Consider the following 23,489-nt stretch of genomic DNA (forward strand, 5'->3'; position numbering starts at 1 on the left):
ACACTTTGTAGTTATTATAACCAAAGGCCCACTCGGGCCTTTTTAATGACGATTTACAATTAATTAAATTTAGTCATTTTCTTCCACGCTATTTTACCATCCTAGTTATAAAAAATAATATTGATATACTACAGTGGCATATAAGAACAGTAACGTTTGTTTACGCCAAAAGTAGCATGCAACCTTTCCCATTGATACAAAATCCAGTAAATACAGCGTAGTATTTTTGAACAAATACGATTAAATCTCAATTTGGGGTTAAAATTTAACCTTAATTTAATTGTAATATTAATTTAAACCATACTTTTTGCGTGTATCCATACCGGGCCCATTTGTTTAAAATATGTAACCCTATTTATTGACATAATAGCAATATTGAATTTCAAATAAGGTAAAAAGAAGTATGCTGATCAAAACCCGATTACTCATTTCATTTATGCTTATTGGCCTCGTGCCAGCAGGCATACTCGCGATGATTTCACTGTGGACTGCGTCGTCGGCGCTTGAGGAACAAGCATACAACCAACTCACTTCCATCAAACATATAAAACATAAGCAAATTGATGATTACTTTACCGCCCGAAAAGGCGATTTATCGGTGATCGCTAAAAAGTGGCAGCTAATGGTGGAGCAAAACCAATCGCACACTAATGGCCAACTGGCACATAACTACCACTCTCTTTTTGAAATGTTTATCACTGAAAAGGGGTTTTACGACCTATTCGTCATTGAGCGCAACGGCTTGATCAGTTATACCGTAGCCAGAGAGTCCGATTATCAAACAAACTTAATATCAGGACCTTACAGAGATTCAGGTTTAGCTGAGTTATTTAATAGAGTGGTCACTTCCAATCAGTTTGTAGTGTCAGATTACAGTCCATACGCACCGAGTAACCAAGAGCCTGCTGCATTTATCGGTATGCCTGTAATCATTGATGGCCAAGTTCACTCGGTCATTGCTTTGCAGCTTTCTATTGATGCTATCAATGCCATTATGCAGCAACGAGACGGCATGGGCGAAACAGGTGAATCATATCTTGTCGGTGACGACTTCCGTATGCGCTCAGACTCTTACCTTGATCCAATTAATCACACAGTAATCGCAAGTTTCGCGGGCAATGTGAGTGCGAATGGCGCTGATACACAAGCAGTGAGAAAAGGTCTTCAGGGTATTTCTGATACAGAAATTATTATTGATTACAACGGAAACCCTGTACTGTCGGCTTACCTTCCCTACACTTTTGCGGGTTTAAAATGGGTATTGCTCGCAGAAATCGATAAGGCAGAAGCTTTTGCTCCGGTACATAAGCTTTATTGGATAATTGCAATTATCTTTGTCCTCACCATTTTAAGTGTTGCGGTAGCGACAGTGCTAATCTCACGCGCCGTGCTTCGTCCACTTGGAGGCGAGCCAACTGAAATGCGCATGATCAGTGAACGCATTGCATCGGGTGACTTGCGTGAAGATTTTAGCACCGAGCAACATGCAATTGGCGTCTATGGTGCAATGAAGCAAATGAACACTTACCTTACCAGTGTCATTGGTACGATTGTAGAAACAACTTCGCAACTTGCTTCAACAGCGACACAAACGAGCGCAGCAAGTGAACAAGCAAATGCAAGCTTACAAGAACAACATGCTAATATTGAGCAGGTAGCCGAAGCAATTCAACAGACCTCATACTCAATTGACGAAGTGGCGACCAACGCACGTAATGTTGCTGATTTAAGTTTGGATGCTGAGCAAACATCACTATCGGCGAATCAGACTTTACGTCAGACTGTCGAGCAGATGGAGTCGCTAAATAGCGCCGTTGAGAACTCTGAATCTGCAATTAAAGAAGTGGAGTACAATACTCAGAACATCAGTCGTGTCATTGAAGTTATTCAGGCTGTAACAGAGCAAACCAATTTGCTTGCGCTTAACGCCGCTATTGAAGCTGCGCGTGCAGGAGAGCATGGTCGTGGGTTTGCGGTCGTAGCCGATGAAGTTAGGCAACTTGCACAAAAAACTCAAGCTTCAACTGCCGATATTGAAACCATGATTGCTAACCTACAATCAACGTCTCAAACTGCTGTTTCAGAAATGCATGCATCCGCAGAAGCCACCAGAGAAACCATTGCAGCGGCCAACGACAGCGCAGCGTTACTTGAGCAAAGTGTTAGCCAAATCAATCAAATTGCTCAGAGCGCTCAAACAATTGCACAAGCTGCACAAGAGCAATCAGCTACTACCGAAGAGATTTCTTACAACGTAGAATCTATTAGACAAGCCGCAATTGATAATGCAGCCGGGGCAGATCAGGTGACTTCGGCAAGTCTGGAGTTAGACAAGCAATCAAAGACCTTAAAGCAGGTTACAGCAAGCTTTAAACTACCAAATAGTTTTGGTTCTTAATGTAAGTCAGAGCAAGCGCTTAGTTGCGCTTGCTCAAACCTACTGTAAATAAACTCGCCATAACTAACATCGCACTAGAAACCAATAAACACGACTCTAAGCCATAAAGCTGGAACACCAAACCAGACAATACCGTACCAATCAACCGCCCCATCGCATTGGCCATATAGTAAAAGCCAACATCCATTGACACCCCGTCACTGTCTGCAATTTTCACGATCAAAAAGCTATGGAGTGAAGAATTTATGGCAAATACCGCCCCAAATATTAATAACCCACCGATGATAACCAATTTTAGTTGCCACTCTAGCCACAACCCCAGTGCTAATAACGCAGGGATGAAAGATAATATCGTGACCCAAAATAAAGCCTGTTTAAAGCGGTTCTCAGTGCCTTTAGTAATTTTAGGCGCATTTGCTTGCACAATACCATAAGCGATCACCCAGCTGGCCATAAAGCCTCCGACCCACCAATGGTCCCATCCAAACGTTGATGCCAAAAAGACCGGTAAAGCAATAACAAACCACACGTCACGAGATGCAAACAAGCACATCCTCGCCGCAGCCAGCAAATTTAACTGTTTACTTTTGGACAAAAGTTCACTGAATTTGGGTTTGTTCTTTTTCTTTCCTAAATCTTGCGTCAGCAATAATAAGCTCATCAACCAAGTAATCGTGAGCATTGCGGCCATAAACCATAGTGCACCTTGGAATCCAAGTAAGGTAAGTAACATGCCACCAAGAAAGAAGCCAACGCCCTTGAGTGCATTTTTAGATCCTGTAAGGATAGCGACCCACTTATACAGCGTGCTGTCTTGATCTTTGGGGACCAATAATTTTATAGCACTTTTGGCGCTCATTTTATTGAGATCTTTTGCTATTCCCGACAATGCCTGTGCGACCATCACATATGCAATAGATAACAACTGCTCATCAAGTGCAAGCATCGACACCGCAACAATCTGCAAAAACAATCCAATGTTCATTGTTTTATTAAGGCCTAAACGGGCACCTAGCCAACCACCCAGCAGGTTTGTTACTACGCCAAAGAACTCATAAAACAAAAACAAAGAAGCTATTGCCAGAGGGCTATAGCCAAGCTGGTGGAAATACAGTACCACCAGCATGCGCAATGCACCGTCAGTCAAAGTAAACGACCAGTAATTGCCCGTAATTATTAAATACTGTTTGATTTCAGGCGACAACCTTGAACTGAGAGACGGCGTCATCTGATCATCCCCAACGCTTAGCGACAACGAGGCGCACTAGGTCAGCAGTGCGGTTTGCATAACCCCATTCATTGTCGTACCACACATACAACTTTACTTGAGTTCCATTAACCACCATAGTCGACAGCGCATCTACTATTGCACTTCGAGGATCGGTTTTATAATCAATAGATACCAGTGGGCGGGTTTCGTAACCTAAAATACCTGCTAACTCATTTTTAGCAGCTTGTTCCATCCAACCATTGATTTCCTCTGTAGATGTTTCTCTATTGACTTCAAATACGCAGTCTGTGATAGAAGCATTTGTCAGAGGCACACGCACAGCATGGCCATTTAGCTTGCCTTTTAACTCTGGGAATATATGTGTAATTGCAGTTGCAGACCCCGTTGTCGTAGGGATCAAGCTGGTACCACATGAACGCGCACGGCGCAAATCTTTGTGGGGTGCATCAATGATTGTTTGAGTATTGGTAATGTCATGGATTGTGGTCATAGAACCATGTTTAATGCCAATATTGTCTTGCAATACTTTTACAACAGGGGCAAGGCAATTAGTTGTGCACGACGCAGCGGTCACGATTTCATGTTGTTGTACGTCATAATCATGATGATTTACGCCCATCACAACATTCAACACCCCTTCTTCTTTTACAGGTGCAGTTACAACCACTTGTTTAACCCCTTGAGCAAAAAAGTCAGCTAATTTTTGCTTACTCTTCAATTTGCCAGAAGCTTCAATAACCAAATCGCACATTGACCAATCGTTTTCTGCCACACTTACTTGCTGTGTTACTTCAATACGTTGGCCATTGATCACCATATTTTCGCCTTCAGCCAAGGCTTCGTGCGCCCATTTTCCATGAACAGAGTCAAAATTCATTAAATGTGCAAGCGTAACAGCATCGCCAGCTGGGTCATTTATTTTGACGATTTCCACTTCGCTTGAATCCCATAGAGCGCGCATCGTTAAGCGCCCCATTCTGCCAAAGCCGTTAATACCTACTTTAATTTTCATCTTATGGATACTCCAATTGATATTTAGCAATGCTGCAAAGTCTCAAATTTAGACAAATATAATTCGCTTTGCAGCCATTATTCTGCTTTTGAACGTGCCATCTTGACCTCACTCAATATATGGAAAATCATATATTCGTTTTTACATATATACAACCCTTTAAAAGTGAACCTTTTGTATTATTTTAGTTAAATTTATTTGAAATTTATTCTTAGTTTACTAACATAAAAATGAAAGCAATGAGTAAATGAAATCTTTAAAGGAGCTAACTATGAAGCTTAAAGTCAACAAAAGACCACTAAAGAAACTCAATTTCGACAAACTACCGTTAGATAAAAAGCTCACTCCATTAGTGGGTGGTGCGGGGCTCAGTAACGGGCCGACGCAAGAATGCGAATCTTATTACCATTGTGATTCAGAAACTCCTTAACCAACTTAAGTAATCGCAAGCGTCATGTACTATCCCCTGCATGACGTTTGCCAAAATGACCCTGTCCTAGCCCAATCCATACTTAATAATGTTAAACTAGGCCCAATCCCAATTGTGTCGAGTAATTTAGATTGGACAAAAATACATATATCCCAGAAAACTTTATTGATGACGTACAGAGTTACATCCCACCTCACCTAGCTCTAGAAGATTTTATCAGTAGTTGTCAAAAACCACTGAGGCTATCAATACGTGTTAACACACTAAAAATGTCAGTTGCCGAATTCGAACTCGAAGCACAAAAAATTGGTTGGCAAATATCTCCAATCCCTTGGTGCCCAGAAGGTTTTTGGCTTACTCGAAGTGAAGAAGAAGAAGCTGCACTGCCTATTGGCAATACTGCGCTGCACCTCAGCGGTTGTATTTACGTGCAGGAAGCCAGCTCAATGTTGCCACCTTTAGCCCTTCGTGAAGAAATCCAAACAATAGAAGGAAGTGAGTTTGCAATACTTGATGTAGCAGCTGCACCAGGCTCTAAAACATCTCAACTATGCGCTTTAATGGATAATCGCGGGTTACTTGTGGCCAATGAGTTCTCTTCTTCCAGATTAAAAGTACTTGCTGCCAATATGAAGCGAATGGGTGTATCTAACTGCGCATTATCACATTTCGACGGAAAAATTTTCGGCGACTATATGTTCGAATGCTTTGACCACATTTTATTGGACGCGCCTTGCTCAGGGGAAGGTACGGTTAGAAAAGATCCGAATGCCCTCAAAAATTGGTCTATCGAGTCAAATGTTGAAATTGCCGAAGTGCAAAAATCATTAATCAAAAGCGCGTTTTTAGCATTAAAACCAGGCGGTACGCTTGTGTACTCAACTTGTACGCTGACTCCACTTGAAAACCAAAATGTGTGCAAGTATCTACTCGAAGAGTTTGGTGATTCTGTTGAAACAATTTCTCTGGAGAACCTATTTGAAAATGCCGCACACGCTACTACCGAGCAAGGCTACTTACATGTATGGCCTCAGATCTTCGATAGTGAAGGATTTTTTATTGCTAAGTTCAAAAAGAATGCTTCTGTTACCCACGAGAACCAACAAGTTAAAAAAGGTGCTTTTCCCTTTGAAGCTTTTTCACCCAAAGCGCAGCAAACATTTAATTCATACCTTAAAAAGCATTTTAAAATAACCGAGCTGCCGGGCGACCTAATGCAAAGAGACAAAGAGCTTTGGTTATTCCCAGAACACCTTGAAGTTCTCAAAGACAAAATAAAGTATTCAAGACTGGGTATTAAAGTTGGCACTATTCACAAAAATGGAGTTAGGCTAGAGCATGAATTGGCCACCGCGTTTGGATATTTAGCCAAGCAAAATATCCATGCACTTACGTACACACAGGCTGTGGATTATTTCCAGGGCAAAGACGTTCGTTTAGACAAACCAACATCTGAAAGCGGTGAAGTGATATTAACGCTATGTGGGGCGCCTGTAGGACTTGGCAAATGGCAAAAAGGAAAAATAAAAAACAACCTACCACGAGACTTGATAGCCCAAGGACAGTTGATAACTTGGGTATAACCTGAATAGAACTTTTTGACAACTTTAAGATTATTAATTCATATGAATTTAACCCAATGATTTATAAGAATTTTAAAAATGTCAGATTGTTTGTAACTTTTTAGCTGTGTTAACTACACTTAATAGACTTTCTACTTCTCCCTTATATGTAATAGAAGGTGTTAAAGTTAGCGCACGGCTCCATATGAGCCTTCCCCTACGCCCAGATTCACACATTACTGGGCGTTTTTTTTGCTCTAAAATTATTCGCCCCACTCTCCTGCCATGTTCATAAAACTGTCATTTACTCTCTCTCATTCACATGGCACTACCTAAAATAGTTGCTTTTTTATATCCAAAAAATACAATGCATATATATTTTGCTACAAAACATATAATTTATGGGTATCGTAAAAATTTCTGAAGAATTACATGAAGAGGTAAGGCTAGCCAGCCAGGTAATGTCACGTTCGATCAATTCACAGGCAGAGTTTTGGCTCAAAATAGGTCGTTTAGCAGAGCAAAATCAAGATAAGTCTTTTGCTGAGCTTATCCAAATTGAACTAGAACAAGTAAGAAAGAAACAACATGAAGCCAGTCATAATTAAAAGTACTGAACAAATCACACAGATGAGGCAATCTGGTAAATTATTGGCAAACGTTTTCAAAGCGCTTGATGAACATATCCAAGTAGGCATGACAACCATGGAACTCAACGACTTCGTTGAATCATACATTACGCAACAACTCGGCGCGATTGCCTCCACCAAAGGGCAATATGGCTATCCGTATGCGGTCAATGTGTCTGTTAATGATGTCGTTTGCCATGGCATGCCAAAAGCCAGCCAAAAAATAAAGTCCAGTGATATATTGAATGTAGATGTCACCCTTAAATATGACGGCTTTTTAGCTGATTCGAGCAAAATGTACGTGATGCCAGAAGCACCAGCACTTGCGAGAAAAATCTCTAACGAAACATACAAAGCAATGTGGGAAGGGATCAAACTGGTTAAACCTGGTGTAAAGCTCGGTGATATAGGTCATGCGATTCAAAGTTACGCTGAGCGTCAAGGTTACAGTGTTGTTAGAGAGTTCTGTGGCCATGGTATTGGTGCACAAATGCACGAAGGCCCTGACGTACTCCACTTTGGTAAAAAAGATACTGGGCTCACTTTAAAACCGGGTATGACATTTACTATTGAGCCGATGATAAACCAAGGGACCCATAAGGTTAAAACGCTAAAAGACGGATGGACTGTTGTAACCAAGGATAAAAAGCTTTCCGCGCAATGGGAGCATACTATTTTAGTTACTGAGAGTGGATATGAAGTACTGACACTTCGAGATGAAGAACACTAAAAAAATCAAGTTGTTGCTTGTTACACCCAAAAAAGAAAACAGTTCAAATCTTATCATGAATACCAAATAAGTTTCATGTAGTAAATCACACTGGCCCCGCAGGGCCAATGTGAAATAGAATCAGGTTGTCACTTATTAGCGAGCGCAATTTCTGAGCTCTGGTATTCCTTGTATGTAATTGATTGTAGTTTTGGCGTCATAGCCGACTTAGCCAACAGCGATTGGCAAACCAATCACCACCGCATAAAGCCTCAGCACGACCCATATAGATGTCTCAGCCACATTTAGACTAAAGATCAACGCCTTTCAATGTCATAAATCTATGATTCTTTGAGTTTAAGCTAGCGCAAGTTTTAAGCAGCTATCTAGCTGCGCAATATAGATAATAAGAAGGAGTATGGAATGAAACATATTGGGCTCAGTTTAATCTCAATTGCACTGATTGCTAGCTTAACAGGGTGTAATGGTGATGATGGCGCACAAGGCATAGCAGGAAGTAACGGTACAGATGGTTCGACGGGTAAAGATGGCAACGCCGGTTTGTCTAGCCTAGTGGAGCAATCTGCATTGCCTATGGGCGATAGTAAGTGCTTTTTTGGAGGCATCGCTATTACGTCAGGATTAGATACAAACAGTGACGGTAACTTGAGCAGTTCAGAGACCACACAATCAAATGTAGTTTGCCAACTGACACCCATAACGGCGAATGGCGTCAGTTTACCTTACACTGCACTCAGAAATGATTTACAAAATGGGTCGATTGAAGGCAGCACGTTTGAAATTCGAAATGGCGGATTTGGCTCAGATATGGTCGCTCACCCTAGCAACAAACTACAATTTTACGCCCTCACAGACCGTGGCCCAAATGCAACCTTCACAGGCGATCATGGCAAAGGTAAAAAGTTCCCAACACCAAATTACACTCCGCGTATCGGACTTTTCGAACTGCAAAAAAATGGCAGTATAAGAAAAGTAAAAACCATACTACTAAAACGCCCAGACGGCACCCCAATTTCAGGGTTACCCAATACGTCAAGCTTGGGAGGAACAGGTGAAACTCCCTACACAGTGGACGGCCAACCAGTACTTGTTGACCAAACAAAAGCCTACCATGAACTAGATAACCCCATAAAGTTAGATGACTATGGCTTAGATGGTGAAGGCCTCGTTGCGCTTTCTGATGGCACCTTTTGGGTAAGTGATGAATATGGACCACATATCGTTCACTTTGACGCGGACGGCAATGAGCTCGCCCGCATCAATGCATTTACTCATGATGAACGCGTGACACTACATTTACCTCAAGAGTTTTCTAACCGCAGAGCAAACCGCGGTATGGAAGGTCTGGCCGTCACACCCGATGAGAAAACGCTAGTTGGTGTGATGCAATCAACCATGTACAACCCTGATAAAACGGTTAAATCATTGAACGTTACTCGTATTGTGGCAATTAACTTAGAAACTCAACAAGTTAGCCAATACTTGTATTCACAAGAAAAAGAGCAAAATTCAAATTCAGGAATTGTGGCACTGTCTAATACAGAGTTCCTTGTGATTGAACGAGATGGGGCCTTTTATCAACAGACCCCTGAAGCAATGAAGCGAATCTACAAAATTGATTTGTCCAATGCGACCGATCTTGAACAAGTTACCGAAAATGAAGTGCTTACACAACACCCTGAACTTGGCCTGTTAATCTCGGGCAACACCATAGAACAAACAGTCCAGCAAGCTGGCTGGAACGGACTTACCACACATGGTATTCAACCTGTAAGCAAAACACTGGTATTGGACCTTGTACAGGAAATTTCCTACCCCCACGATAAATTAGAGGGTATGTGGTTAATTGACTCAAGTCGATTGGCTGTTATCAATGATGATGACTTTGCAACCTGGTCTACCGATGGAGTGCTTGAGCAAAAATACCTAGATTTGGGGCGCACACAAGTTGATGAAAACAAGCTCTATCTATTTGAAAATCTGCAGCTTGACCAATAACTCTGAAAGCGGCACAAGCCGCTTTTTGACAATATTAAGGATAATCATGAAAAACTCTCTCATCACCATACTTGCGCTGCTTTCTCTCAATACGGTCGCTGTACCAATCATTGACTCTAAAGAGTACAAAGTTATGTTAAGTAATACGTACTTTTCAAATTCAAATGAGCCTGACATCGTCAATCAAGTGTTTCGTGAGCTTGCAGACATAACTTTGGCTGCCACAAATAAGCCCCTTTTAGGTGATTCATATTTGTCAAAAATACGCCAAGTTCGTTTTTATGATGTGCAACACGCATGCACTTTAAAAAAGCTAGGATACATATTTAGAGAGCGTACTGAAAAGAACCAGTCTGAAGTTACTTTAAAATATCGTCATGTGGACCTATACATGTCACATTTCGAAGATGTGTCAAGTCAACATACCGATGCAACCACGAAACTTGAAGCTGATTACAGTGTCACGCATAGTGGTCTCTGGAAAGTAGTCTATGGACATTCTACTAAAGTGCCAAATACAAGAAACATCAATGAAATAAAGGATATAAACAAGCATTTCGATGGGTTTGAACACGCCTATCAGTTGCCAGATGCTATGCCGTTAAATCTTGTATCTGGGCTTAATGTTTATGAGCGAGTTTATAAAGGGCCAACGGTTGACCTTGGACGACAAGAAGCTGAATTCTCCATAACACTTTGGTATCAAAATGAATCGTCCAACACACCACTTGTTGCAGAACTTTCTTTCAAATATGCTGAACAACAGGGAGATTTTAGTAAAACGGTAACGCAGCGAGCTGCGCATTTATTCGAAAGCATTAGCAATAACCTTGACTATATAGACAGCACAAGCATGACCAAAACACAGTTTGTATACCACCATCAACCAAACTTTTGCGATGAATAAGCTAACTATTAAGAGCAAGGTTAAAGACCTTTCACTTAACCCTAGATGATATTTAAATAGCCTTGAAAAGTTTTAGATGCTTTTATTATCAATAGTTTGCTTAGTTCACCTCAGTTACGACTAGTGCTGTTTGCTCTGGACTTAGATGCTGCGATTTTAAAGACATCGAATAAAACAGCAACTACAAGCCTAACTATTGATTTTTATTGTCGCTACTAGAATCACTCTCGCTTAATAGATCTGACCATTTGGCCTGAATTTCTTTTAGCTTGCCACTTTCTGTAATTCTTCTTTTTCCTATGTCAAACTGACGTAGTAATTTTCTTCCCATTGGATTACCTAAAGACGCAGCGAGGTACTCCTTATTGCTATCAAACATAGGTAGCTTGATAATATCGTTTTCAAGTTTGTGCTGATGAAGAACAATATCCCAAACGCCTTCATAGCCAACAAACCCCTCTACTCGCTTGCTCATTAGCATTTCAAATCCTTGAATGATCTCGCCTACATCATACTTATCAACACTTTTGAGCAAAGCCCACCTCTCTCCGTAATTAAACCCTCGCATTTGGGCAATGGTCATGTCATGTAGAGCTTCTAAGGATTGCCATTCCAATGATTGAGACTTTAAGACATAGAGACGATAAAAAACGCTATTCACATGTTCTTTAGAATATCGATAAATTTTTAGTCGCTCTGCACTGATGCTCACAGGAAAAATCAGATCAACCCTGCCCGAGTCCAGATAAGTTAATGCTCTTGCCCACGGAACAACCCATAATTCAACCGTGTAGCCCATTGAATGAAAGCTCTCACGCACAACATCCCATGCGAACCCCTCAAAAAGCTCGCTATCCTCACCAGGTGGTACTTTCACTACGTGTGTGTCGCCTTGAGCTAAATAGCCGAATGGCTCATAATCAGGCAAAGTAATTACCGAGACCGTTTTGCTTGCGCCATAGCAATAAGAAGTCACGAATAGTATTGCAGTGATTATTGCTTTGCACCAAAAGGCCATTGTATTACCCAGAAAAGCACTCTATTAACATGAGCATAGTTAATCGACAAAAGAATAGACAGGTTTACGTCGTAATTTAAACCATCATTGTGCAGAGTTTCTTGGCTAGCTTAAGACTGACGTGTAGAAAACCACCTAGAATGTAGATATTTAATAAAGGGTTTCTTTTATCTGAGTCTATTTTTGTAGTAACGCCCAGTACCCATGTAACAGCAACATGTATCAATCAGAACACACCGCTATCAACAAACAAGTTATTGAGGTAGATTAGCTAAATAAATAATCAAAAAAAGAAATCTATGCTAGTACGCCGTATTGCACAATGCATCCTATCTGTTTTGCTTTTGTTCTCAATTTCAAGCCCAGCAAATGATGCATTTAGATTACCTGAGCACACTCAACTGGTCGAACAAATCATCCATTTAAACATAGATCCGCAGAGTAACTCCTTTACTGGTCACACTACACTTAAGTTGAACGTTCAAAGCCCAATTCGGTATATTTCATATCACAGCAAAAACTTAGAAATTAGCGAAGTATCCTTACAATACCAAGACAAGCGTCACCAACTAAGCATCGAGCAAGCTAATCAGTACGAAATTGTATCACATACAGTGCCCTTTGAGCTCAGTGGAGACGCGTCGTTAAGCATTCATTTTAATGGGTACTTATCCAAGCACATGGAGGGACTGTACCAAGCTAATCATGAGGGCGAGCCAACTTACCTACTCACCCAATTTCAATCCATGGAAGCAAGAAGCGTCTTCCCTACTTTTGATGAACCGAATAAGAAATCCATTTATAAATTCAGCATTTCGACACCCATTGGGTATGATGTACTGCACAACACTCCTGTAAAAACCATAACAAAACAAAAAAGTGCAACATTAACCCAATTTAGAGCAACACCTATGACTAATACAGACATATTGTCATTTGCCATTGGTAAGTTCGAAACACGCCACTTGTACCCTAGTCGCTATCAATCAAAAGTTTACTCCCCACAAGGCCTAGATGTAGTGTTACCAGAGTATTTTGACCGCCTTGTTGATGCTTCGATCTTGAGTATTGAACAATATCTAGATACCCCTTTCCCCTTCAATAAGCTCGACTTCGTGATAGGAAATTACGGCAGTGTTGCAGCTATGGAAAACCTTGGGCTTGTGTCTCTCAATGTGAATCAAGTACCGAGTAAAGACGCCACTGATATGGCGCATTGCCAATTTAAAAAATTAATTGCTCATGAAGTAGCCCATAGTTGGTTTGGTAATGATATAACAATGGCTTGGTATGACGATTATTGGCTGAATGAATCATTCACAGAGTTTATGGCTGCAAAAGTCGTACAAAGCCTATACCCAAATCAGGATATGTGTACTTACACACCGCAGTCTTCCGCTTTTAAAGATGATACCAGCAATGCCATGCCACTTATTTTTGACGTGAAATCAAGAAAAGACACACTGGCTTACGGACAACTACACTACACCAAAGGCAGAGCGGTGCTTGAGATGCTCGAACAAGCAATGGGAGATCATAAATTTCAAGCGCTTATGAGACGTTATGTCAGTCTTTTTAGTGGGAAAAATGTCAGTACACAGCAGTTTGTTGACTTGTTAAAAGGTCCGAAGCTGCAAAATGTAGTCACTGATTTTACCCAAACAGCAGGTTACCCATTGCTCACCTTAAAACAGAATAAGGACCAACTAGTCATTAGCCAGCGTGACATGTCGAATCGAGCTAATCAATTATGGAGCATCCCTGTCTCGTTAAAGCTATGGGATGGAAAAAGAACCTCCGTACATAAAATGGTTCTATCACAACAGTCACAAACAATTGCACTAGCAGGGCAGGTAAAAGCTATATTTATGGACGCAGGAGGAGCTGGATATTTTCGTTATATTAATCAATCAAAATATAACGACATCGATTTCAAACATTTATCTCAAGAGGAACAGGCTTCATTCAGAGATAATGAACAAGCACTGGCCATTGCTGGGTACATCAACTACATGCAGTACATTCAAAACATGGTCACAGAACTTAATCAATTACCATTATCGGCAACTCGCTCAAATCACATTGTAAGTGCTTTAAACGATGCGTATTTAGAGCACATCCAGCACAATGATGTTTATGCATTCAATGCCTATTTAAAACAAAGTATTCATTTACAGCTAGATTGGAAAAGCCTGCTAAACAAACCATATGCAGGCGAATTACTGAAACTTTTTGGCGTATATTTAGGCGACTCCAAAGCAATCAATGCAGCTCAAATTGCCTACCAATCTAAATCTCACCACGCTCACCTTGAGAGTATCGTGATGACGCTTGCAAGACATACGGATATCGAACACTATAAAGTATTAGTAAATGACTTTAAAAAAACGCCAAAACCGCAAAGAGAAACTGTTTTAAGTGCGCTTGGGTACGTTGACTCGGCCTCAAAAGCTGATCTCTACTATGATCTTTTGCTCAGTGACGACACGCAAGGCATGGTCATCGATTACCGCTTTCAATTCCCCATTTTTAACCCGGTGCTACGAGAGGCGGCTGCTCAGTTAATAAGTGATAAGAAAGGGGCTATTTTCAAAAGAGTATCCCAAGAGTCTTTACAGTGGTTTCCCTATAACTTTTTACTAGCTTGCTCAACTAAACAAAAACAAGCTATGCACCAACTTTTTAAGGGTTGGCAAGACATACCCGGTTTAAGTAAAAAGTTGACTGTTGTATCTGACGGTATTGACCAATGTATCTTGGATAGTAAACATATTGGAAATTCCCTACAAACCTTATCAGAAGCGATATAGTTTTCAATTAACTGTCGTCAATGAGCGAGAGATCAAAAAGCCCGCTTAACGCGGGCTTCATTTTTTAATTGTTGTTACACTCAAAACTATCTACAAGCTCTCCGTGCAAATTAAATACACTCACCTTGTAAAGTAGGTCAGTTGCACCTTCTTTCATCGAAACTGCATATTGCCATGCCTTGGATGTTTTTCCCCGGTACAACGTATAGCTATCATCTTCAAGTTTGCCGTCTTTGAAAGCTTCCCAGCGCATAATAGCTGCTGTTCTTTTTCCGCCATCAAATCCTTCTAAGTCTACAAACGCCTCCAAATAGCACTGCTTGGTATTGTCCATTGTTACCTCGGCGTCTTCAACTGGCACAAGTTTATCTCGCCATCCATACCCTGGGTGACGACTCCAAACATAAGTACCCATTTTTCGCGTGTTGAGTTTAAACTTAACGTCATTAATTTCGTACAGCTCACTAACAAACTTAATCAGGTTGTCCTTAACGCCTTGGGGTGTTTCTGCACTCACAATTAATCTTGCTAACGTGCCGATAGTACCTTGTTCAAACTTCTTAACGAAATCTTTCGGGTAATCTAAACACCTTGCTTGATGTTTATCACTCTTCGGAGCTTGGCAGTACAGCATTAGGCGCAATAAGCTCTCCTGTTGGTGTTCCGTTATTTCAGTTATAGAATCTAAAATATCGTGGACTTTATCTGTCTCTCTTTCTACACCTATACCATGAAAATACATCTTAGCTAATGCAACCTTGGCATCTCTATAACCCAATTCAGAGCTTTGCTGAAAATACTCTCGGGCTTGCTCTAGGTCCGTTTCTACGCCTTTGCCATACTGATTAATGAGACCCAGATTGTACAGTCCCTCTGCACTTCCCTGCTCAGCTGCCTGCTTATTGAAATGCATGGCCAATTTGTAGTTTGGTTCCAAAAGCACATCTTCTGCATAATACATCTCTGCTGTTTCGATGAGTTCTCTTGTAAGGATCTCTTTCTCGTCATCTGAATCTGGAACCAGCTTAGGTAAGTTTAACTTACGTTCCAAGAAGTCAATCACCGCAAGGGTTTCCTGTCTCTGCCTGTACCACTGAGATTGGCCATGTCCTACTTTTTTGAAAAACAGAGTTTCAACATCTTTGTTATGCATGTCTAATACTTGTTTGAATCGATTGCTGTGTTCAAAGTGCGCAACATAATCTCGTCGTCCTGCAATCAAAAATATAGGTACATTCAATTTAGAGGCAAGATATACAGGAGATGGCTTACTGCTGGCCTCTTCTTTAGAACCTACCGCACCTTCGATCTTAGATTGGAACTCTTCTTTACCATGAAAGTTAGAACTGCTGAACAAGTAAGGAATGTCGTAAATCCCATAAGCTGCAACCACACAGTCAAACCGTTGCGACTCATTTATGGCCAACATTACCGATGAGTAACCACCATAACTTGCCCCCATTGCACAGGTGTGTTTAAAGCTATATTGCTCATTTACTTTGTCGATAACAGTTAAAATATCAGACTCAATTTCTCCGCCTAAGGCACCTACACCCAGCTTTTGAAACTCTTTACCGTAACCTGACGAGCCTCTAAAGTTAACTCTCAGAACTGTAAAGCCTCTATTGGCTAACAACTGAATTTCATGTCTAAATTCATTGCTATCTTGCACACCTATTGGTCCACCATGAGGCATGACAATTAGCGTATTACGATTATTTACCCGAGGTTGAGTCAACCACCCTTCCAATTTAATCCCATCTTTAGATGTGGCTTTGATTAACTGCGTTGAGGCTAACTTGTAACTCTCTAACTCTTCGTATGCAGATATTAATCGAGTAAATTTGTTATCAACACTATTAAAGTGATACCAAGTACCTGCATGAGTTGGTGAACTGGCATGGAGCAAATAACTATTGCGGTCTTGGTCGATATCTAGCGTAGTTAGCACCTGACCTTCGAGTTCTTTTGATAGGCGTCCTTTAAAAGCTTCTCTTTCTTTGCTTAGATATTCATGATGAGGTTTGCCGTGCTTCATGTATGTCACACTTACAACACGACCTTCTTCTATACGTGCGTCAGTGACATCATAGGTGTTATTGCCATATATTAGGCCACTGATTTTTTTATCATCGAGAGAGTATTTATAAACTGAGATTTTATCGCTATCCCTATTGCTCAGCACAACCATAGTACGATTATCAAGAAAGCCAATTGGTGCAAAGAAATCTCGCTCTTCAAAATTCATGGTCAACAACGGTACCCACTTTGACCCCTCCAACGATCTTGAGGAAACCGTCACCTCTTTTTCTTCTGACTTATAACCAATAAGCTGATCAACACTAGACTCATAAAACATATAACCATCACCGTAATTGGAGGTGAATAGCACTTTCTTTTTGGGTCGTTGATGAGAAAACAAGCTTTCAATCTGTACTAAAGATACTTGATACTGCGTATTACGTTTCCACTCAGAGATCAGAATGTGTTTGCCGTCTCCTTTGTAACCTCGAATAACAGTCCAGTATTTATCTAACCTGACTTCTTTGAATTTGCCTGACTGCGTTTTTTTAGCTATGAAAGAGTGATCAAAACGTTTGCCTTCCAGTTCAAAAAACAATACATCATTATTGATCCAATACTTATCAAGTAGCATGTTCGAGTGATGAACATTTTTTACAGCAACAGCCGCTTCTTCCTTTACATTGTAGTTAACAATTAGGTAACTTTTGGCGGCTCTTTGGATATAAGTTACGTTGTCACCATCTGGCGATAAGGCAAACTGTGCATATTCTGGTGCTGTTAGCAGTTTTTGGGAGTCGATTAATCCCGCTTGCGCGATACTTGAGTATATGAAAATACAACAAGCGACAAAAAATTGTTTCATAGACTTTTCTCACTCCATAGATGTAAATAATCGTCCTCACCTGGACCGCCATAAGCAATTGACTTACTGGATAAAATAGTTGGGAAATTAGTTTTTAAAAAGTCTAAAGCAATAGAAGAGTTATTGATGAGTTCCATATTGAATCTAAGCGATCTTACAAACCACTTAGTTCTCAACTCAATATCTCCTGCGTAGTTTATCTCTCCGGGGGTGATAGAAAAAGTCCAATACTCTCTGTCATCAACATCGGTTTTGTAATAGTTACTAAACTCAATCTGAGTCAACTGATAATCACCCGCTTTTAAAGCAAGCAAAATATGATTGCTACCCTCAGTTAAGTCTTTATGTGTAATTCTTATATTTTGAGGCCCCTCTAGTACAATCGACTTTAGGCTCATTGTGCTATCAATCCCTAATAATAAGTAACCGCTGTCCTCTTGTACTAGTACGTCCTTGTCATCTTTTATCGATTCAACATTGGTGGCACAACCACTCATCAATATCGCTATCAGTAGTATCAAATACTTCATCAACTTTATTCCATTGTTAAATTTTTAAGGCACAATCCCATAAAGAAATACTGCCATAATCCATAAATTCGCACTAAACAACAGCTAAAATCATTTAATGCATACCAAACAGCGGGAAATTATAAGGTATTAGAGCGTATTTTATAACAACTAAGTTAAACAATTTGTCGGTTCAGTATTCTCGAATGCTACCCCTTTAATAAATCAACATTACAATTACCATTATTAAATTTTATAATAACTTTTAGAATAAAATTCCTGACCTCAACAAATTAAGCACCTCTAAAAATTTAAATAAATGTAAATAATCCAACTTGCAAAACTTGTATAGAAACCACGCCAAACGTTTAAAAAGCAACCAAGCATTATAGTTAAAGTCATGAAATAGCATAAAATGACAAAGCCAATATCGATTAAAAAGTCAGCTTTAATTGCAGTCTCTGCGCCTGTACTCAACAAAACAAGCAAAACCACACTCGAATTTTGTTAGATGAATAATTAGCTTTGTTCGAAGAGTTTGCTCAGAACAGACATAAATGTTGATGGCATACTAAAATTCACTCTCTTCCTTCTCACAAAGCTAAATTTGTGAATTATTACAAAGCAAGGGCACACTTCTTGTAACACGTCGTCAGACTTTCATCAAAATCACACAGTAGGAATAACTATTCTGTTTTGATATCTAGAGTCCAATTGGGCTTTTATAGGCTGGGATACTCAATTTAACTGAACAAAATTTAACTGAACAAAAATCATGCTGATAGGGTCTAGTGGTAGATTTCACATAGCCCTTCTCAATTATAAAGCCAGGGCCAAAAGGTTTTGCTTTATACAAGTGAATGAACTCTTAAGCATTAAAATTGAACCACAGATAGAAACTTAAAAGACCAACCTAATATCAGTAATGGTCATCTCATCTTTTTCAATTTGACCCACTACAGCTAATTTAAAGGCAAAAGAATAATTACGTTGAGTACGCTTAACAATTGATTTTATGCCACTTTCAAAAATAAGTTTAAAAAGTGTCAACGCTATTTAGGGCGGATCATCAGTAACAAAAAAGCCGCCTAATAGGCGGCTTTAACAGAGGGTAAGGTTATCGTTTTATAATTACGATACTATCTTTCCCATTGACTTTAGATGTCATGACAATCGTTGTTCCGCCATCACTATGCTCTAAAAGTCCGGCTCCCCATTGCTCACCAAATCCATCAATTGTTACTTCGCTTCGCTTATTTAAATTGTAATCAAATTCAATGAGCTGCGTTTTCCTTTGGTTATCATTCAGATTGTGTGGTGCAAACAGGATCCCATTTGACGAAGGGATCATCGGTGAAATACCATTTATCAAAATCATCGTATCCTCTTCAGAAAGGTAACTAGATAATTTGCCAGTGCTTCTATCAACCGTTGCTACCCAGAACCCTACTGTCCACGATTGCGCAGCAAGTACAAAATCACCATTGTCCAACTCCAATACGTCCTTTCCGAAAGGCATGTCACGATGTGATTCAAGACCATTCCATGTAAATGTAGCATTAAATGTACTATCAAATATTTGAATATAAGGAGAGTTCGCAGAACTGGTATTTTCGCCTTCCCTAACTAGCTGCCCAGATACAATTAAATCCCCACCCTTAGTCGTATTCAACGAGTACCAATTTGCCAGTATCGAGCCATCTATCGTAGGTAATGTAATCGCCTCACCAAGCTCGCCCGTTTCTAAGTTTAACTTATGTATCTCCATAGACGTCATCGCACAGAACCAACCTCGACATAAATCAAAACTAACAAAGGTGCCAAACTTAGTGTCTGCAAAACCTCCCAAGTTATGACCGCGATTAGGCGGAGTAATTTCAATAGTTCTTACAAACTGACCTGCACTTGAAACGAGTGTTAGATAGTAATCTACATGACTATCCGTAACGATAATTGCAATTGAACCATCATTTAGCAGATCTAAACTGTATACATCGGTGTGCTCAATGTTCGGGGTTTCCATAAAGTACTGCCATTGAATATCCCCGTTAGAGTCAACTTTAAATAACCAATATACACCTTTCGAATCAACGCCCTCTTTCACTTCAACTGACGTCGTGTGCGCTAATATGATCTGCCCATCGTCAACATTTAATACCGACTTAACAGAGTCCATTCCACTACCACCTATGGTACGCGTGAATGTTCCCACATCTAACGTTTCTGTCGCACTCCACGCTCCCGAGACATTGTTCGGATTGTTCGTTCGAGTACGCATAAAATACTGACCCAAAGCCTGGTCGAATTGCAGAGCATTCGATGTGCTATTCGCACTGTAAGCTAATTTTGTTAGTGATTCATCACTATACAATTCAATGTCATAGCTCTTTGCATAGTCTACTTCGTCCCAACTTAAAGCGACAATTTTGTGCTTGTAGCCAGCATTAGAAACATGACTTTGTACGGTGGTAGGCGCAGCCAATTGAGAATATTGAACCTCAATTGAAAATGCAGGAAGCGATGCAGTATATTCACCGTCGGTGACTGAGATTCTTATATCCGAATATATACCTGCGTTACTATTATTTGGTGTGCCCTGCAAAGCGCCGTTACTTGCGTCAAATTGAGCCCAATTTGGTAGGTTTTCTATCTTAAATTGTAACGTGTCACCATCAACATCTCGATAATCAGGTCTAAATGTGTAATTATCCAGTGCCGTTGCCAAACCAATTGGATCGCCAGATATTTCTGGAGCGTCATTTACTGCCGTTACAAACAACGTCACCGTGACAGAATCACTTATTGCATCTTCTTGCCTCAGTTTGTACGTGAAGCTATCTTGTCCTGTATAGTCGCTATTTGGTATGTATAAAAGCTCAGGATACACACCTGAAAGGTGACCAAATTTCGGTGCCGACTCAATTACAACATCTATGGAAGTTCCCATAGGATCATTGGCACTCACGTCAATAGCAACATTGGTGTCCTCAGTAAGTGTGACTGACTTGTCAGTTACATTAAAATCAGGTCTAAAAGGTGACCCATCTTTATCGTCTTTTATCCCGTCATTGTCATCATCTTCGTCATTTGAATTTGGCGTACCATCTAAATCCGTATCTAAAAACACGTTGATATCTGGTATTTTTATGGTTTGATTGTCTTCTCGCCATTCAAGTAGATGCGATTTAACCAAGTTTGGGTCTATCTTCGTATGTGAAGCTCTCAACTCAGCCAATGCATCCTTATCAGAAAAATCACCATATTTGGCAAAGTCGCTTTCTAACTCATTGAGCAAAGCTGTGAGCTCGGCATCAGGGTTGGTCGATTTGCTTTCAGCTGCATCCAATGCGTATTGATACACTAAAGCAGAAACGGTCAACAAGTATGCACTCGCTTCTTGACCTGAACCTTCTAAAATAGATAAGTTAGAAAAGTTCGCTTGTTGGGGTTTGGGGATCACACTGTCAAACGCCGACAGAAATTCCGCTTCAGCTTGTTCAAGAGCAGCTTCAAACTGCAATCCATTATTTTCTATTAGCTTCAGTGCACGTGCGCTTGCTAGGTGCGTTAATAAGTTTACGTTGGCTACTTGTTGCTTCGTACCGTTGGATTTATAGATTGAGCGAAGAGTAACCGTTCCCTCAGATAGCTCTCCCGTTATTTCATTGAGATAATAACCAGTTGCTGAAATTTGTAATAACTTTTCACTTTCAACTGAAAACTTAAAATTACCTAGTTTATCGATCGTTTTGGTTAATATAGTCGACTCGGTATTTTGACCTGTGTCAGATAGAACATTGATAGTCACATTTGATCCAACAACAAACGGCCCCTTTTCAATGCTACCAATAATATCTACTAATGGCTTTTCTATCACTGAATTATCTGTTTGTATTTCTTTTGCGACATCACCGCCGCTACACCCGGTCAGACTCATTAAGGCGAGGGCTAGAATTGTTGCTTGATTGATTGGTTTCAATGTTTGATTCCTTTACTTGTATACTAAAAACTTTCTAAAGAAGTAAAAGCCTGAGGTTAAAAAAGAGGCAAAAATGATAATTACATACTTCTTAATATCATCGGAATAATAAAGCCCGATTAAAAATATACAACAAACCAAATGTTATTAATTGTAAGAATCAAGACATTAAATACAGTTATTCAATATAAAAAGTTAAAAAACCAATAAAAGCGCCCAAAAACCAACCAAAACTCGTTTAGAATAAAGCCAGAAGAAATTATCACGCGGACCTATATAATCATTATTAATTTCATAAAAAGTTGACTATATATAAATTAAATTAATTATTGTGACTTAATTGTAAAAAACCAAATTGCTATTTTCTTGGTGTGCAGGTTATACCAATGAAATCATTGATTACGCGCATACTGAGATGGCAAAGAAGTACCGACAAGGCAGAGAGGAAGAATTTGATATTGTAGCAAAGTCACATGTTCGAGTAATGTTTTGGGCAATGTTTGCAAGAGCATTGTCGCATTGAAAAAGATGCCTTATGGCACCTTATCATTATACCTTAAGACACTATTACCTGAGACAATTTTGGCTACTGCTCGTAAAGCTCTATAGGCAATCCATCTGGATCTTTAAAAAACGTAAATCGTTTGCCCGTATATTCGTCTATTCGAATTGGCTCAACGTCGATTCCTCGACCTTCTAAATAACAAACCATTTGTGATACACACTCAACGCCAAATGCCAAATGTCTCAGGCCACAAGCTTCGGGATTGTTTTGTCGTTTCGGAGGTGTTGGAAATGAAAATAGCTCTATCTGCCCACCATCGGGCAGCCTCAGGTCAAGTTTATAAGAGTCGCGAGGCTCTCTATAGTTTTCAGCGACAATCGCTAGCCCTAATATTTCGGTGTAAAAGGCTTTTGACGCTTGATAATCCGAGCAGATAATTGCCGCATGATGTACTTTTTTTAAGAACATAAGCCCCTACTATCAACGATCTTAGCTTGATTTAATGAGGCTAAGCACCCTTTACATCTCGGTGAACAAAGCTCATTTACTCTGTAAAAATAAAGTATACACCACCATCCTATTCAATTGTTACCTGCCCACAGGTGTGCAGTGTCCCAACGAAAGTAAAATCAATTTGCTATTTGAGCAAATCAATGGACTTTGTCCACCTATCGAAACAGTCATACTATTTCCGTTACTCTATATACGTTTGATTGTTCCGGTAAGAGGCTCCTTTTAAATCAGGCCACAATCTATATAATCATCACAGCTTTCAAGTCTAAAGAATTTTGAACTCTACAATGCCTGCGCAGCCAGACGTAAAAAAGCTCGCAAACAACAAAGTTATACTTCTCAAATTTGCTCCCTTCTAATTATCCGCCCCC

Annotated in this window: 15 protein-coding genes; 8 read left to right on the top strand and 7 right to left on the bottom strand. The window is 40.0% G+C overall.

Features of this window, described 5'->3' with window-relative positions:
- Positions 1 to 403: 403 nt before the first annotated feature.
- On the top strand, positions 404 to 2,398 hold the full coding sequence (locus N475_RS11580) for a methyl-accepting chemotaxis protein (RefSeq protein ID WP_063357727.1): 1,995 nt from the start codon (positions 404 to 406) through the stop codon (positions 2,396 to 2,398).
- Between the two features lie 19 nt (positions 2,399 to 2,417).
- Here the strand turns inward: N475_RS11580 and arsJ are convergent, their stop codons facing one another.
- On the bottom strand, positions 2,418 to 3,626 hold the full coding sequence (gene arsJ / locus N475_RS11585) for an organoarsenical effux MFS transporter ArsJ (RefSeq protein ID WP_063365323.1): 1,209 nt from the start codon (positions 3,624 to 3,626) through the stop codon (positions 2,418 to 2,420).
- Between the two features lie 4 nt (positions 3,627 to 3,630).
- The gene (locus tag N475_RS11590) at positions 3,631 to 4,641 is read right to left on the bottom strand and encodes an ArsJ-associated glyceraldehyde-3-phosphate dehydrogenase (RefSeq protein WP_063357725.1); all 1,011 of its coding nucleotides are present in this window, start codon (positions 4,639 to 4,641) and stop codon (positions 3,631 to 3,633) included.
- A gap of 271 nt (positions 4,642 to 4,912) precedes the next feature.
- On the opposite strand from N475_RS11590, the gene N475_RS25465 reads away from it, so the two are divergent.
- The 6 genes from N475_RS25465 to N475_RS11615 all read left to right on the top strand — a co-directional run bounded on the left by N475_RS25465 (position 4,913) and on the right by N475_RS11615 (position 10,897).
- The gene (locus N475_RS25465; RefSeq protein ID WP_155730929.1) at positions 4,913 to 5,071 is read left to right on the top strand and encodes a hypothetical protein; all 159 of its coding nucleotides are present in this window, start codon (positions 4,913 to 4,915) and stop codon (positions 5,069 to 5,071) included.
- 131 nt (positions 5,072 to 5,202) lie between these two features.
- Positions 5,203 to 6,654 (top strand): 16S rRNA (cytosine(1407)-C(5))-methyltransferase RsmF, encoded by a 1,452-nt coding sequence (gene rsmF / locus N475_RS11595; RefSeq protein WP_063365324.1) that lies wholly within the window; start codon positions 5,203 to 5,205, stop codon positions 6,652 to 6,654.
- 380 nt (positions 6,655 to 7,034) lie between these two features.
- Entirely contained in the window at positions 7,035 to 7,241 is a 207-nt protein-coding gene (locus N475_RS11600; protein WP_063357723.1) for a TA system antitoxin ParD family protein, read from the top strand.
- Positions 7,222 to 7,992, top strand: coding sequence for a type I methionyl aminopeptidase (map, locus tag N475_RS11605; protein WP_063357722.1), 771 nt, complete (start codon positions 7,222 to 7,224; stop codon positions 7,990 to 7,992). The genes N475_RS11600 and map overlap by 20 nt, the downstream gene beginning before the upstream one ends.
- A gap of 402 nt (positions 7,993 to 8,394) precedes the next feature.
- Positions 8,395 to 9,990 (top strand): esterase-like activity of phytase family protein, encoded by a 1,596-nt coding sequence (locus N475_RS11610; protein WP_081232417.1) that lies wholly within the window; start codon positions 8,395 to 8,397, stop codon positions 9,988 to 9,990.
- A gap of 46 nt (positions 9,991 to 10,036) precedes the next feature.
- On the top strand, positions 10,037 to 10,897 hold the full coding sequence (locus N475_RS11615; protein WP_081232418.1) for a hypothetical protein: 861 nt from the start codon (positions 10,037 to 10,039) through the stop codon (positions 10,895 to 10,897).
- A 193-nt stretch (positions 10,898 to 11,090) separates the two neighbouring features.
- Here the strand turns inward: N475_RS11615 and N475_RS11620 are convergent, their stop codons facing one another.
- Positions 11,091 to 11,915 carry a substrate-binding periplasmic protein gene (locus N475_RS11620; protein ID WP_063357721.1) on the bottom strand — a complete coding sequence of 275 codons (825 nt, stop codon included), beginning with the start codon at positions 11,913 to 11,915 and terminating at the stop codon, positions 11,091 to 11,093.
- A gap of 299 nt (positions 11,916 to 12,214) precedes the next feature.
- On the opposite strand from N475_RS11620, the gene N475_RS11625 reads away from it, so the two are divergent.
- Entirely contained in the window at positions 12,215 to 14,725 is a 2,511-nt protein-coding gene (locus tag N475_RS11625; RefSeq protein WP_063365325.1) for a M1 family aminopeptidase, read from the top strand.
- 64 nt (positions 14,726 to 14,789) lie between these two features.
- Here N475_RS11625 and N475_RS11630 read toward each other — a convergent pair whose 3' ends face one another.
- The 4 genes from N475_RS11630 to gloA2 all read right to left on the bottom strand — a co-directional run bounded on the left by N475_RS11630 (position 14,790) and on the right by gloA2 (position 23,073).
- The gene (locus tag N475_RS11630; RefSeq protein ID WP_063357719.1) at positions 14,790 to 17,612 is read right to left on the bottom strand and encodes a prolyl oligopeptidase family serine peptidase; all 2,823 of its coding nucleotides are present in this window, start codon (positions 17,610 to 17,612) and stop codon (positions 14,790 to 14,792) included.
- Entirely contained in the window at positions 17,609 to 18,142 is a 534-nt protein-coding gene (locus N475_RS11635) for a hypothetical protein (protein WP_063357718.1), read from the bottom strand. The genes N475_RS11630 and N475_RS11635 overlap by 4 nt, the downstream gene beginning before the upstream one ends.
- Before the next feature lie 1,096 nt (positions 18,143 to 19,238).
- The gene (locus N475_RS11645) at positions 19,239 to 22,100 is read right to left on the bottom strand and encodes an Ig-like domain-containing protein (protein ID WP_063365327.1); all 2,862 of its coding nucleotides are present in this window, start codon (positions 22,098 to 22,100) and stop codon (positions 19,239 to 19,241) included.
- 586 nt (positions 22,101 to 22,686) lie between these two features.
- Complete coding sequence (gene gloA2 / locus N475_RS11650; protein WP_063357715.1) at positions 22,687 to 23,073, bottom strand: SMU1112c/YaeR family gloxylase I-like metalloprotein; 387 nt, start codon at positions 23,071 to 23,073, stop codon at positions 22,687 to 22,689.
- Positions 23,074 to 23,489: the final 416 nt, after the last annotated feature.

The organism is Pseudoalteromonas luteoviolacea DSM 6061 (genome assembly GCF_001625655.1).
GTDB classification, from domain to species: Bacteria; Pseudomonadota; Gammaproteobacteria; order Enterobacterales; family Alteromonadaceae; genus Pseudoalteromonas; species Pseudoalteromonas luteoviolacea.